Raw genomic sequence first — 15,226 nt, 5'->3', positions numbered from 1 at the left:
GCAATACTTAAGTATGGCAAGGTGATGCTGATGTAGTTTAAACTCGATTTTCGCAGAGCATTATCCTTTAACAGCTCCCATAGTGATCCCTTGAGTGAAGGATTTTTGGAAGACAAGGAAGACGGTTACGATTGGCACGGCTGCAAGAGCTGCACCTGCCATGATCAAACCATAGTTGGTTGCCATTTCGGCCTGCATGGTCGCAACCCCGAGTGAGATGGTCAAGTTTTGACGTGAAGTCAACATAACCAACTGCATAAAGTAGTCGTTCCAAGTATTGATGAAGGTAAAGATTGCAAGGGCTGCAAATCCTGGTTTCACGATAGGGAAGGCTACGCTCCAGAAGGTACGAATCTCACCACAACCGTCGATTTTAGCTGATTCAAGCAATTCTGTTGGGATGTTTTCACTGAACTGTTTCATGAGGAAGACCCCAAATGGCCATCCGATCAAAGGCAAAATCACTGCCCAAAGTGTATCGTGAATTCCCATGAAGTTGACGATACGTACCAATGGTACAAGGACAACTTGTTTTGGAAGAGCCATGGCAGCGATAAAGACTGCAAAGAGAATGCGCTGACCATAGAAACGTTTTTTAGCTAATACATAACCTGCTAGAGAAGAGGTTGCACAGACTAGGAACATGGTTACTAGCGAGATAAATACAGAGTTCCACATCCACTGCATAGCAGGGTTTTGCACCATGAGTTGTTGGAAGTTCTCCATGGTTGGCATTTTAGGGAACCACTGTGGCGGAATCATAATGGTATCAGGCTGTGATTTGAAGGCCCCTGTCAAGATCCAGTAGAATGGAAAGATGAACAGTACGGTCAACAAGAGCAAGATAATCGTTGAAATAACAGTGAAAGCTGTTAAAGGTTTCTTTTGTGTAGGTTGCATAACTGTCTCCTTTCTTTAGTATTCTACGTCGTTTCCGAGGATCTTGAATTGAGCAAAGCTGACAATGGCAATCATCACTGCCAAGAAGACACCGATGGTATTTGCATAGCCGTACTCTGTCAATTGGAAGGCTTTTTCGTAAAGATAGTACATGAGTGTACTTGTTGAATAGTTTGGACCACCAGAAGTCAACAACTGAATCAAGGCGAAACATTGGAATGAGTTGATGGTTGTGATGATTGCGATGTAAAGAGTTGTTGGAAGAAGGCTAGGCCATTTGATCTTCCAGAAGACTTGGAATTCAGTCGCACCGTCTACACGCGCTGCTTCAACAAGTGAGTTGTCAATATTCCCCATTGCAGCGATATAAAGGATAATCGGTTGACCAACAGATGTTGTCAAAAGGATGATCATAATCGCTAGCAAAGCCCAGTTTTTGTCACCCAGCCAAGAAATATTTTGGCTGATGATATGGCTTGACTTAAGAACAAAGTTTAGAATCCCTGATAGTGGATCATAGATCCATTTCCATACAACCGTTACGGCAACACTACCTGTAACTACAGGAAGGAAGAAGACGAAACGATAGAAAGAACGGGCAATGGCATTTTGATGATAGGTTTGAGATGCTACAAAGAGCGAGAAGAGAACCACAATCGGAACAGATCCAATAACCAGGATAACGGTATTGATCAAAGACTTCACAAAGACAGGGTCTTTAAACATGCGAATGTAGTTGTCCAAGCCCACAAACTCAAATTTAGTCATGGAGTAGTTAAAAAAACTTGTAATGAATCCCATAATCATAGGAGCCAAGACAAAGATGACAAAGAAGAATAACACTGGTGCTAGGAAAGCGTAGGAAATCACTGTTTCCCGCATACGAATTTTATTGACTTTCACAGTCGGCACCTCTCTTTCAAATAGAATAGTTTTTGATTTTCTTGAACTGTTTTAAAACCAAAATGAAATTTTTTAAGATTCGCTTATGTAAGAACTTCATTTTAATTTCGTGACAGTTCCTACCATTTCAAACAAAAGTCCCCCTTTTCTTACACCATAGTGCACAGGGAAAAGGGGGGAATCAATCTGACTTAGTGCTTATTGTTTTGTAGCTTTTTTGATGGTTTCGTTAGCTTTTTCAGTGAAGGCTTTCAAAGCATCCGCTGGTTTTTCGTCACCATTAGATACAGATTGCAACATTGGGAACCAAAGTGTTCTCATTTCAGCAAAACCGTCAATTGTGTTGTAGTAAGGTGAGTAGTATTTAGTCCAACCACTGATTGTTTCCATACGTTTGTCTTCATAAAGTTTGCCAAATGAAGTACGAACTGGGAAGGCACCTGTACGAACAACGTCTTTAGGACCCCATTCTTTGTCATCAGCGATGAATTGAACGAATTTCTTAGCCGCTGCGATTTTCTTATCGTCTTTGTTGTTAAATACTGCAAATCCGTTTACAAGGTATTCAAGAGATGGTTTACCAGAGTCTGATGGGAATGGTACTTCTACCACATCTACCTTACTTGCTTCCAAGAGTTTCGCTTGGATACCGTTTTGAGCTGGTGCCCAAAGGATTGTGTATGAAGTTTGACCGTTGGCAAAGTTTTGGATGTCTGCTCCACCGTCAAATTGTGAACCATTGTTCAACAAACCGTCTTTAATCCAGCTAGCCGCTTTTTCAAGACCTTTGACGAATTTAGGATCGTCTGTTGTATATTTGGTTACGTCTTTGTCTGTTACAGAACCACCGTAAAGGTTTGCAATGAAGGCACGTGTTCCTTGGTCTCCCCCTTGACCAGCACTGAACAATGAACCTGGAGTGTAGCCTTTATCTTTAAGGGCTTTCAAAACTTTTTCAAAGTCATCAGTTTTCCAACCTTCTTTTACAAGGTTTGCAACTCCAGCATCTTCCAACATTTTCTTGTTCATAGCCATGTAGAATGGAGCTGAACTGATTGGATACATGTAGGCTTTGTCTCCAGCCTTACTTGCTTGTACGATGTTTTCGTTGTTCACATCTTTGACGAATTCGTCTGTGAAGAGGTCGTTCAACTCAGCCAATTTACCATTTTTACCGTATTGGATGATACGTCCTGGTGCGTCAAAGAGTACGTCTGGCGCTGTTCCCGCTTCGATAGCTGTTGTAATCTTTTCTGGACCTGACTTGAAGTCGATGGTTTCCAATTTCACTTTTACATCTGGATTTGCTTTTTCAAAAGCTTCGATGATTGATTTTTCATAAGTTCCAACACCGTCACCAGTTTTTTCTTGTGTGAAGACTGGGAATGCCCACCAAGTGATTTCTGTTTTTCCGCTATCGCTACCAGAATTTGCAGCATCTTTGCTTCCACCAGAGTTACCACAAGCAGCAAGGCCAAGAATTGCAGCACCCGCAAGTACTGTACAAGCTAGTTTTCTAAATTTCATTTGTATTCTCCTAATTGATAAGCGTATCCATATTGGATAATGAGCAAGTTTACATTTGTATACGTTTTCATTTTGTCCGACGCATCAACCACTCTCCTCTGTTTTGAGATTGTGTTATTTAAGACCGGCAACAAAGCGTTCCGTGATCTCTTTTGGTCTAGTAATCGCTCCACCAACAACGATGCCTCGAACCCCATATTCAAGGATTTGTTTGGCTTGTTCTGGTGTATGAATTTTCCCTTCAGCGATGACATCCACTCCTGCTTCACAAAGTTTTTTGATTAGTTCAAAGTCTGGACCATCCACTTTCGGACTATAAGAGGTGTAACCTGATAGGGTTGTTCCAACAAAATCAATTCCTGCTTCAACTGCTGCTATACCCTCTTCAAACGTGCTAGTATCAGCCATTAAGAGTTGATGCGGATATTTTTCTTTGACTTGTCGGATAAAGTCCTGAATTTCCAAACCGTCGTAACGTTCACGTTTGGTACAATCCAGAGCAATGACCTCGATGTCTAGTTCAGCCAGTTCATCAACTTCTCTCATCGTAGCTGTAATGAAAGGCTCCTGTGGCGGATAGTCACGTTTGATAATCCCGATAATCGGGAGTTTCGTAACCTCCTTAATCTCCTTGATATCGCGAACACTGTTTGCTCGGATACCGACTGCTCCACCTTGCTCAGCCGCTTTGACTAGCAAGGGGATAACCCCTCCCGCTTCTGTATAAAGCGGTTCGTGAGGAAGTGCCTGGCAAGAGACAATGATTCCATCTTTGATTTGTTCAATCAAGGCTTCTTTGCTGATCTGTGGCATCCTCTTTCCTCCCTTTCTTGTTCTTATGGGCTTATTATATATCATTTGTTAAGCGCTTTCAATAGCTTGTAGTAGAATAGATTTCAGTTTCAAAACTATTTTATAGAACAGACTATCCTGAAAGTAGTTTCAGACCTCTTATGATTTCGAAGCAAGCTGAATGTAATAAAGAAAGATAGCAGGCTGAAAAACCTGCTATCTCTTATGAGACTTACTCAAATAGCTTTTACTTATTATTCTTTTCTCTTTTTTCCAAATGCAAAGAGTGATATGAGGACGCCCGCAAGGCCAAGGGAAATCAGTGAGTTTGTTTCCTTGCTTCCAGTATTTGGTAGACCCGCTTGTTTAACGGCTGGCGCTTGATAGGTCACATCTTGGCCTAGAGACAGTTTGTTGTCTGCAGCTACTAATACTAGATTGGTGTCTCCCTTGTACTCTGGCACTTCATGGACTGCTGCCTCAGCGCCATTGACACCTCCCTTATACTCTGGCAGGTCATTTGAAGCTGCCAAGACAAAGTTAGCACCTCCTCTATATTCCGGAAGTTCGTTTGAGGCTGCTAGAACTGCATTGACACCACCCTTGAACTCTGGAAGTTCATGGACTGCTGCCTCAACAGCGTTGACCCCACCTGTAAATTCAGGCTTTTCAACCGTTGGCGCTGGTTCTTCGCCTACTGTTGATAATGGACCGGTGTACTCTGGCATCTCTGCCACTGGGGCTTCCTCAGCATTGACTCCACCAGTGAATTCGGTTTTTTCTACTGTAGGAGCTAGTTCTTCACCTACTGTTGCCATTGGACCTGTATACTCCGGAACTTCATGAACCGCTGCTTCTTCTGCATTAACACCACCTGTGAACTCTGGAACCTCATGGATAGCAGCTTCACTGCCATTAATACCATCGCTTAGTTTAGAGCCAGCTAAAGAAACTGGTAAATTGTGCATGCTTTCAATTGCACCCTCAGCTAGACCTGTAATCCTTTGACCCATATCCCCTGGGTCTATTGTGAATAGGAGAGTTTTTGTATCGTACTGGGTCATAAAGGTTGCTGTCTTGCCATTTGCCAATTGAAGGGTCGGAGCCTTGTTGACCAATACTTCCGAATCGAACTCCATGGCTATAATGCCTGGCCATTTTTGGATAGCATATTTTACTTTTGCTTCTTTAGGAGAAACTCTTTCCTTGGTCAAGAAATCCCAGTTGAACTTCTTGAAGGAAAGTGTGTATGGAACACCTCCAGGAGCATGGTGTTCATATAAAAGTCCAAATTCATCTGGTCCGATTTGTTGAAGTGAGTTATAAGCATACTCACCTTCTTGAATCAAATGGTGGTGCAACCAAGTTAACTGACCATCTTCTTCTACACGAGCCACTCGAATATAACCATTTTTACGACCAGGACCATTTGCATTTGCTAATAGAATATACTCTTTGCCATTTTGAACCGTGTGAGTCGCAGCCATTTGAACATAAACGTCTGGCACATCGTAGCGTTCAACGTTATTGTCCCAAGTTAGACCACCATCATGACTGGTTGCAACCTGTAGATCTTCTGTCAACCCACGCATAAAGAGTTTGAGGTCCCCATTGTTTAACTGAACAACTGAAGCTTCTGTATTTTGAGCATAATAATTACTCATTGTACTTGAATCGACTACTGTACCATCATAAAGTGTACGATTGTCGTTGACACCACCACCCATATGCCAAGTCTTACCATGGTCGTCTGAGTAGATGATTCGAGATGATTGAGAACCATTGAGGTGGTTGGTACGGTTAGTTGTATAGACAGGAACGACGATTCGACCTTTATGTGGTCCAGTACGAAGGGTAATCCCCACTCCAGGACCTACTCCTAGGAATTTCATCCAATCGGCTTTGACCATCGGAGTAATATCTTGAGGCGCTGACCAGGTCTTCCCGTCGTCATCGCTGTAAGACATCCATAGGTAGCTATCCTTCGCAATTCTAAATGGAGAAGTTTTGTTTGTTGTGAAGTAGATATTGCCCAGTAGCTGGTCACCCTTGTATAGATCACCCTTGTCGCTATAGGCCGGTTTAACAGGTTCTACAACAACACGGTAGTCTGTTGCTTTACCATCTGGAGTGTAAACTGTACCATTTTCTCGAATAGTATAAGCTTCCTGTTCACCTTCTCGATAGAGGAGTTGATAGGTTTTACCATTGATTTCTTTGTAGGCTTCTTCTTTTTGCGAAGACATTCCAAAGATTCCTTTTCCTTCTGGGAACATGTCATAAATGGCAAAAATGCGTTTGGTTTCAGGATCTTGAGTCAGGGTCATATCGATATTCACTGGTGAACCGATTGATGGATCAGAAGCCTTTGGATTGTCACGTAGGTTGGTAATAGTTACTCGATCTCCCCAAGTTTTACCATTATCTTTACTGCGTCTAATGACCATGCCGATATCACCCCAGTCACTCGAATGGAGACGGCGTTCATCTGCACCTGCAATCAGCGTTCCTTTATCTGTCTTGAGAAGGGCTGGGATACGATAACTCTTGATACCATCTTTATTTGGTTGATTGTTCCTACCACCTTCAAAGACGTCTTCTTTCTCAGTGACTTTTGCTCCCTCAGGAAGTTTCTGTTCCAATTCACCTCTTTCAAATAATTGACTTCGTGTTTGAACTTCATCTGGGTTTAAAGCACGATCGTAAACAGTTAGGTTTCGTACTTGTAGGTTTGATGCCCAAACAGTTTTATTGCCCCGTTTGGTTGCTCCAAGTTGAGCTTGATTAACATCTGGCATATCTTTGATGAAGTTACCAGATTTGAGACTTGTTCGAGATAAGACACCATTCACATAAAGACGAACTCGACCATGAGGTAACTCTGCTGTTGGTTGTTCGACAGTAAAGGTCACGGAATTCCATTGTCCAGGACGAACTTTCAAAGGAGCATCTGTATACTTATCATAGAACTGCTCTCCATTAGCGCCACGCCCTTCAATAAGAGCTGTATTATCAAGGACCGACATAGTAAAGTACTCATTTTCCTTGGTGTCACTGGATACAGAAAAGAGATTGTAAAAGCGTGGAGCTGATGCATCTGGTTTGAACTCCATGTGAACTGTAGCATTTTTTAGTTGCTTTAGTTTGTCTAGTTCACTTGATAAATCGACTCTCTGACCATTTGCTGCATTGGTTTCAACATCTTCTTTTTCAAGGACAGGATTAGCATTTTTTAAATCTCTTGAGTAATAGTCACGAGGAATAGCACCCTGATCCTCTGATTCCTCTTCCTTATTTGCTTCTTCTGCAGGGGTTTCCGTAGAGGATGGGGTTTCTGATTCTGCACTCTCATTTTTTTTCAAGTGATCTTGGTCCACCTCAACACCGTTGTCTTGAGCTGCTGCCAATTTACCAGCCAAATCCTTATCCAAATGAGCAAGATCTCCCGAGGACGCTTCTTTTGGCAATTCTGATAAACCTTGACCAGGTTCGACAGTTTCTGTATTGGCCCCTGTTGCATTGGCTTGTTCTTGAGCTAAGACTGGATTTGCTCCAAATACTACTGTACCAATCACTACCGATGCTGCACCGACTGCAAATTTTCGAATTCCGTATCGCTGTTTCCGATCTAAAGATTTGTAATTCATGTTTGTCCTTTCATTTTTCATAAAATAAAGCGCTTTCTTTTTTCTTTAAAAATTTTTATTGTCCCTTCAAGAGACAAGTTTTACAAGAAAATATCCAACTTAATGAGAGCTCCCAATCCTCTCCCATTTTCTGCTGAGCCCGAGTTTTTAACCACCCGGCAGCCTTTTTCCTCCTTTCACAAGTGACTTTTCCTTTATTATACAATAAAGTCTTATATTTATATCTGTGTTCCTACAGAATAGATTTTACTTTTAAGAATATTTTAATATTTTAAATTTTCTAAAAGTACTTTCAAGTTTTGGACATGAAAAAGAGAGCTCCTGGGCTCTCATTCATCACTTCACATATTTAAAAGGAATTTCACTACCACAGAGCCAGTTGTAGACTTGGTCATTGACAAAAACATTCATGGCTTCGTGAGCATACTCAGGCATGATGCGATAGGCCTTGTCGCAAGTTAGACGGTTGTAAATAGCAAACTGGGTAATAGGATAGCAAACATCGTCATCCAAGCCTGTAATCATCTTGACCTCTCCTTTGATACGATGGGCAAGATTCTTCACATCGATATAGGCAAGAGTCGCCATGATTTCATCCTCTGTTTCATGGAAGGGATCGTGGAACTTGAAATAACGAAAAAGTTCATCATAGGCTTCACTGGTATTGCCAATCTCAAGCACTCGTCTAAAGTCTGACAAGAAAGGATAGATGGCCACTGTTTTCTGAATCCGAGGATTGAGCGCTGCTGCAACCAAAGCTAAAGCCCCTCCTTGTGAGGCACCATAGCTAGAAAGTCTTTTCTCATCCACCTGAGGGAGACTAGCAACCATTTCAACCAACTGGTAAATATCCAGATAAACATCCTTATAAAAGAGCTGTTCCCGACCTTCCACAGCACCACGGATGATGTGCCCCTTCACCGTATTTCCTAGTGGAGAGCGCATTCCGTCTTGCGAATAGCCCGACTGGCCCCGCACATCCATGGAAACAACACCGTAACCAGCCACAGTATAGGCCAGCATATCAGCCCAGTCCCAGCCACGTCCCATATAACCATGGAAATGGAAGATTAACGGAACTTTCTCCTCACTCTTTGGAAGGACGACGCGTGCGTAGACCTTGCCTTCATTGGTTCCTTCAAAAGTAAGTTCATAGCACTTGACTTGGGGAATATGGAAATCTCTTTCCTCCAACTGGTAGGCAGGAAGGACTGAAACTTTTTTGACCTCTTCATCCCAAAAAGCATCAAAGTCTTCTGGAACCTCATCCCTTCCTAGATAGGTCTTGATTTCTTCTAACAAAGCTGGATTTTTCATAGTATGCTCCTTTTATTTTGTAATCGCTATCATAACTCTAGCATATCTAGGAAGGCAATGCAAGAAAGAATGCTAAATAGAAAGTGATTTTAGATTCTCTTTCCTCAAACCTATCGCCTGAAAGTAGTTTTAAAAATAAAAAGAGCGTTTCCGCTCTCTGTGTATCAATAGGTGCTAGCTCCTTTCTCTTGTTTGATGGTTTGGAATTTCTTTTGGTAGGTTACTTTAATAGTCATGTGAGAGTCCTCGCTTCTTTTTGATGACTCTAGTATAAGGCCCAAACCTAAAAGCTAGCTTAAGTTTTCCTTAGAGAAAGCTTATACTCAATGAAAATCAAAGAGCAAACTAGGAAACTAGCCGCAGGTTGCTCAAAGCACTGCTTTGAGGTTGTAGATAAGACTGACGAAGTCAGTTACATATATAATCCAAGGCGACGTTGACGTGGTTTGAAGAGATTTTCGAAGAGTATTAATCTAGATGTTCTTTCTTTTCCAGATGGAGAGCAATCATGCGCCACTCCGGATCCTCTTGCCAGCCTTCTATCGAACTAATGTAGCTAGCCACTTTTCTGGCTTCTTCTAAAATCGGAAAATCTTCGATAATATCAGCCACTTGAAACTCTGGAAGTCCTGACTGTCTGGTTCCAAAAATCTCTCCAGAACCACGCATTTTCAAATCTTCCTCCGCAAGGACAAATCCATTGGTCGTTTCTGTCATGATACGCATGCGATCTTTCCCAGAATCCATCTTGGGATTAGCCACGAGAACAGCATAGGACTGCTTGTCCCCCCGACCAACACGGCCTCTGAGCTGGTGAAGTTGGCTGAGACCGAACCGATCGGCATCCATGATAATCATGACGGTCGCATTGGGAACATTGACCCCAACCTCAATAACCGTTGTCGAAACCAGAATATCCGTCTTTCTCTCTTTGAAATCCTGCATAATCTGGTCTTTTTCATCACTCTTCATCTTACCATGTAGTATAGCTACTTCTGCCTTGCCAGCAAAATGAGCTGTCAACTCCTCCGATAAGGTAATGGCATTTTTCAAGTCCAGAGCTTCAGATTCTTCGATCAGGGGAGAGATAACATAGGCTTGGGAACCTTTTTGAATTTCCCCCTCTAACCAAGTCAAAACCTGAGGTAGCTGCTCATGTTTGATCCAGCGCGTTACAATAGGCTTCCGCCCTGCTGGCATTTGGTCGATAATGGAAACATCCATATCGCCAAAGGCTGTGATAGCCAAGGTTCGTGGAATGGGCGTCGCCGTCATCATGAGAACGTCAGGGTTGTCCCCTTTTTCCCGTAAAATACGCCTTTGGCCCACACCAAAACGGTGCTGCTCATCGATGATAATCAAACCAAGACGAGCATAATCAACCCCATCTTGTATCAAAGCATGGGTTCCGATAATCAAATCAGCCTCACCCTTGGCAATGGTCTCCAAGACTTCTCTTTTTTCTGCAGCTTTCAAGGATCCTGTCAAGAGAGCGAGTTTCAAGTCTGGAAAGAGACTCTGTAAACTCTCAAAGTGTTGCTCTGCTAGGATTTCTGTTGGCACCATGAGGGCCGCCTGGTAGCCAGCCGTCACCGCCGCAAACATAGCCAAACCAGCGACTACCGTTTTCCCGCTCCCCACATCCCCTTGTAGGAGACGATTCATGTGGTGGTCGGACTTCATGTCGGTCAAAATTTCCTGCAAACTCTTTTCTTGAGCTTGAGTCAGGGCGAAAGGCAGACTTTCTTTAACAGCCGACACTTTTTCCTGGGACCAATTCAGAACCAGACCACTTCCCTGAACTCTATTTTCAGACTTGAGTGACTGCAACTGCATCTGAAAATAAAAGAGTTCTTCAAACTTGATTCGGCGAAGAGCCTGCTTGTATTCTGCCAAATCCTTGGGAAAATGCATAGCGCGAACAGCCTGGCAACGGGACATGAGTTTGTATTTATCCAGCAAAGACTGGGGAAGATTTTCCTCTATCAAGAGGTCCAACCCCTGATCAAAGGCTGTCTTAATGACCTTAACCAGCCCTGCCTGACTGATTCCTTGAGCCAGACGATAGACAGGTTGGAGGTCATCTTCCACCTGAGCCAGAACCTTCATCCCAGTCAGACTAGCCTTGGCGCGGTCCCATTTTCCAAAGACAGCAAGTGTTGCTCCCAACTCTATCTTATCAGCCAGATAGGGCTGGTTAAAGAAGTTCACGGCAAAAACGACTTCTCCCTGCTTGAGGCTAAAGCGCAGGCGATTGCGCTTAAAACCATAATACTGGACGCTAGCAGGAGTAACGACTTGACCAGACAGAACCGCCTTTTCGCCGTCTTCCAACTCTAGCACCTGCTTGGTCTTGAAATCTTCATAACGAAAAGGAAAGTAGAGCAAGAGGTCTTGCAAGTTTTCAATTCCTAGTTTGGCGTATTTCTCGGCTGACTTTGGCCCCACACCAGGCAAGACATGCAAGGGTTGATGTAGATTCATGCTCCACTCCTTTCATTTTAATAATATTCTCTCGGAATGCGGTCGCTGAGGAGGCAAACCACCTCATAGTTAATGGTTCCACGGTAGGTCGCTACCTGAGTAGCTGTGATTTTCTTGTCACCGTTTGTGCCGATCAGGGTTACTTTTGTTCCTAGCGGGTAAACCTTAGGCAGACGAATGGTAATTTGGTCCATTGAAACCCGCCCAACGATTGGGCAAACTTGGCCATCTACCAAGACAGAGAAATTCTGCATATCACGTGTCCAACCATCCGCATAACCGATTGGCACCGTCGCAATGACTTGTTCACTATCCGCCTGATAGGTCGCCCCATAGCCCATGCAAGCTCCAGATGGAACTGTCTTGACATGAACCAGGGCAGACTCCAAACTCAAGGCTGGTGTCAAATCATAGGGCAAGTCCAAGACCTCTCCACTTGGATTGAGACCATACATGGCGTCTCCCATACGGACTGCATTGAAAATAGTCTCTGCATGCCAGAGGGTCGTTGCCGAGTTGCTGCCATGAACCAGCTCTGGGACTTCCTTCATACTTGCCAAAATAGCTTTAAATCGTTCTAACTGGGTATTAAAATAGGCATCTGATTCTTCATCTGCAGTAGCAAAGTGGGTAAAAATCCCCTCAACACGAGCACCGTGTTGTTGGAGCAAGGCTTGAGCCTGCTCTGCCTCACTGGAATCTCGGAAACCAATCCGTCCCATCCCTGAGTCAATCTTGAGGTGAACTGTTAAACCAGATAAATCTGTCCCCCTAGCTAAGAGCGCTTGAATCCACTCCAATCCTGCCACTGTCAAGGTGATGTCGTATTCTTTAGCAAGAGAAACAGCTTCTAGCTCAGAAACTCCTAAAATGAGGATTTTCTTGCTAAGTCCAGCCAGACGAAGTTCAATAGCTTCATCAATATTGGAAACACAAAATCCATCAACATCGTCCTGAATCGCCATCGCAACGGCAACAGCCCCATGACCATAGGCATTAGCCTTGACCACTGCCCACTTGAGCGTTCCTTCAGGGATATGAGCCCCCATTTGCTGAATATTTTGTCGAATAGCTCCCAGATATATCAGAGCCTTGGTTGGTCTATGTGGACTAGCTTTCATGATTTTCCTCCAAAATGACACTGGCTGTCACAAACTGATCTGTATGGCTGATAGATAGCCAAATTTTTCCTGAAAATGGTGCCTGACTAAAATAGGGAGCGCCTCGTTCATTGTTCAAAACTTCCAAATCCTGAAAGGTCAGTTTGCCAATACCAGTTCCCATAGCCTTGGAAAAGGCCTCCTTAGCCGACCAACGACCTGCCAAGTATTCGATCTGCCTGCGCCCTTTGAGACTGGCAAAACGCTCCATTTCTTTAGGGGTCAGCACGCGCTTAGCAAAGCCCTCACGTCGTGTAACTGCGTTTTCTATCGAAGCCAATTCTTCGATGTCAATTCCGTGTCCAACTATCATACTCATAAAAGGAGCTGAGATTCCCCCAACTCCATCCTTTTCACTTATTTTGTTAAGGTGGTATAAATTTCTTCTACCAAGGCTACTGTATTTTCCCAACCTAGACAAGGGTCAGTTATGGAGCAACCAAAGACCTCTGGTTGGTTTTGACGACCATCCGCTAGGTAAGATTCGATCATAAAGCCTCGAACCGTCTTTTTGATTTTCTCATTCCAGTCACGATTCAGCAAGGCTTGACGAACAATGCGAATTTGTTCCATATACTGCTTGCCAGAATTGTCATGATTGGTATCGATGATAATGAAGGGATTTTCAAGTCCCATAGTCTCATAGCGATTGATGGCATTTAAGAGTGTTTCATAGTAGAAATTGGGTTCATTTTTACCATATTCGTTCATGGCACCACGAAGGATAACGTGGGCCAAGGGATTTCCTGAAGTTTCCACTTCTTGACCATGGTAAAGGAAGGTTTGCTTGTTTTGAGCCGCATAGATGGCATTAAACATGACCCCAAGATTTCCAGATGTTGGATTTTTCATCCCAACCGGAGCATCAATCCCAGAGGCTACAAAGCGGTGTTCTTGGTCTTCCACTGAACGAGCCCCTACAGCATGGTAGCTGACCAGATCATCAACCAAAACGAGATTTGACGGATAAAGCATCTCATCAGCTGTTGTCAATCCAGTTTCGGTAATCACTCGGTAGTGTAGCTGACGAACAGCCTGCAAACCATTGATGAGACTAGGCGCTTCGCTGGTATTTGGTTGATGAATCATTCCCTTATAGCCATCTCCATTGGTACGAGGTTTAGCCGTATAGACACGCATCACGATAAAGATTTTATCCGCAACTTTTTTCTGCAAGTCTGCTAAGCGACGAGCATATTCAAGCACTGCTTCTTCATTGTCAGAAGAGCAAGGTCCCATCACCAAAAGGATTCGGTCATCCTCACCGGAGATGATGGCTGCCAACTCTCTATCGCGGGCTTCTTTTTTTCGCAAGGCTTCAGGTGACAACTGGGTCTCAGCCTTGATTGCTTCAATATCAATTTCTTGACCTTTTTCGATAAATGCCATCTTACTCTCCTAGCGTTTGGTAAATTTCGCGAACAAGTGCTTCTGTGTTGTCCCATCCGAGACACGGATCTGTAATGGACTTACCAAAAACTTCTGGCTCATTTTGACGTCCATCTTCTAGATAGGACTCAATCATAAAACCACGAACGTATTTTTTGATTTTCTCATTCCAGTCACGGTTAATCAAGGTCTGACGAACGATACGGATTTGATCCATGTACTGCTTGCCTGAATTGTCATGATTGGTATCGATGATAATAAAGGGATTTTCCAAGCCCATCTTTTCATACTGATCAATGGTATCCATCAAATTGTCATAGTAGTAGTTAGGAATATTTTTCCCGTATTCGTTCAATGCTCCGCGAAGAATGGCGTGGGACAATGGATTCCCCGTTGTTTCCACCTCTTTACCGAGGAAAAGGAAACTCTGTTTATTTTGCGCTGCATAAATCCCGTTAAACATGACATTGAGATTTCCAGATGTGGGATTTTTAAATCCTGTTGAAAAATCTGCTCCACTCGCTACAAAACGGTGCTGTTGATCCTCTACAGATCGAGCTCCAACAGCCATATAAGAAATCAAATCATCCACCAGCGGAAGATTTTCAGGATAAAGCATCTCATCAGCTGTTGTCATTCCCGTCTCGGTAATCACACGGTAGTGGAGCTGACGAACAGCCTTGATCCCATTGATCAAGCTAGGAGCTTCTGTCGCATTTGGTTGATGAATCAAGCCCTTATAGCCGTCCCCATTGGTACGAGGTTTAGCTGTATAGACACGCATAACCATAAAAATACGGTCTTTGACCTCTTCTTGCAAAGCAGATAGACGCTTGGCATACTCGAGAACCGCCTCTTCATTATCAGATGAACATGGTCCAATCACCAAGAGAATACGCTGGTCTTCCCCACGAATGATGGCTTCCAATTCCTGATCACGTTGATTTTTTCTCGCAAGAGCCGCTCCCTCTAATTTAGACAAGGCGCGAACTTCTTCAATGTTAATTTTAGGACTTTTAGCTTTAAATACCATGATTCATCTCCTTATAAAGCAAACGGACACCAAGCAAAAAATGATTTTTACCAGGTATCCGCCTGTATCTTATC

At 43.4% G+C, this 15,226-nt stretch carries 11 protein-coding genes; all 11 read right to left on the bottom strand.

Features of this window, described 5'->3' with window-relative positions; all coding sequences use genetic code 11:
- Positions 1-60 precede the first annotated feature (60 nt).
- The 11 genes from HMPREF2655_RS06950 to HMPREF2655_RS06900 all read right to left on the bottom strand — a co-directional run bounded on the left by HMPREF2655_RS06950 (position 61) and on the right by HMPREF2655_RS06900 (position 15,152).
- Complete coding sequence (locus HMPREF2655_RS06950) at positions 61-900, bottom strand: carbohydrate ABC transporter permease (protein ID WP_001183243.1); 840 nt, start codon at positions 898-900, stop codon at positions 61-63.
- A 15-nt stretch (positions 901-915) separates the two neighbouring features.
- Positions 916-1,782, bottom strand: a complete 867-nt coding sequence (locus HMPREF2655_RS06945) for a carbohydrate ABC transporter permease (protein ID WP_161801140.1) — start codon at positions 1,780-1,782, stop codon at positions 916-918.
- Between the two features lie 219 nt (positions 1,783-2,001).
- Entirely contained in the window at positions 2,002-3,330 is a 1,329-nt protein-coding gene (locus HMPREF2655_RS06940) for an ABC transporter substrate-binding protein (protein ID WP_070838281.1), read from the bottom strand.
- Between the two features lie 114 nt (positions 3,331-3,444).
- A complete protein-coding gene (locus tag HMPREF2655_RS06935) occupies positions 3,445-4,143 on the bottom strand; it encodes an N-acetylmannosamine-6-phosphate 2-epimerase (RefSeq protein WP_001135658.1) in 699 nt (232 codons plus the stop codon).
- 233 nt (positions 4,144-4,376) lie between these two features.
- Complete coding sequence (locus tag HMPREF2655_RS06930; protein ID WP_070838279.1) at positions 4,377-7,769, bottom strand: SIALI-17 repeat-containing surface protein; 3,393 nt, start codon at positions 7,767-7,769, stop codon at positions 4,377-4,379.
- Positions 7,770-8,105: 336 nt separating this feature from the next.
- A complete protein-coding gene (locus HMPREF2655_RS06925) occupies positions 8,106-9,086 on the bottom strand; it encodes an acetylxylan esterase (protein WP_070838277.1) in 981 nt (326 codons plus the stop codon).
- Between the two features lie 468 nt (positions 9,087-9,554).
- Entirely contained in the window at positions 9,555-11,570 is a 2,016-nt protein-coding gene (gene recG, locus HMPREF2655_RS06920; RefSeq protein ID WP_070838275.1) for an ATP-dependent DNA helicase RecG, read from the bottom strand.
- Positions 11,571-11,587: 17 nt separating this feature from the next.
- Positions 11,588-12,691, bottom strand: coding sequence for an alanine racemase (alr, locus tag HMPREF2655_RS06915; RefSeq protein ID WP_070838273.1), 1,104 nt, complete (start codon positions 12,689-12,691; stop codon positions 11,588-11,590).
- A complete protein-coding gene (gene acpS / locus HMPREF2655_RS06910) occupies positions 12,681-13,043 on the bottom strand; it encodes a holo-ACP synthase (protein WP_025171527.1) in 363 nt (120 codons plus the stop codon). The genes alr and acpS overlap by 11 nt, the downstream gene beginning before the upstream one ends.
- Before the next feature lie 44 nt (positions 13,044-13,087).
- The gene (locus tag HMPREF2655_RS06905) at positions 13,088-14,119 is read right to left on the bottom strand and encodes a 3-deoxy-7-phosphoheptulonate synthase (protein ID WP_070838271.1); all 1,032 of its coding nucleotides are present in this window, start codon (positions 14,117-14,119) and stop codon (positions 13,088-13,090) included.
- Position 14,120: 1 nt separating this feature from the next.
- Entirely contained in the window at positions 14,121-15,152 is a 1,032-nt protein-coding gene (locus tag HMPREF2655_RS06900) for a 3-deoxy-7-phosphoheptulonate synthase (protein WP_000231307.1), read from the bottom strand.
- Positions 15,153-15,226: the final 74 nt, after the last annotated feature.

Origin of the sequence: Streptococcus sp. HMSC066F01 (genome assembly GCF_001837335.1) — a bacterium.
GTDB lineage: Bacteria > Bacillota > Bacilli > Lactobacillales > Streptococcaceae > Streptococcus > Streptococcus oralis_S.
Note: the sequence above shows the minus strand (reverse complement) of the source record. Positions and strands in the feature narration are given on the sequence as shown.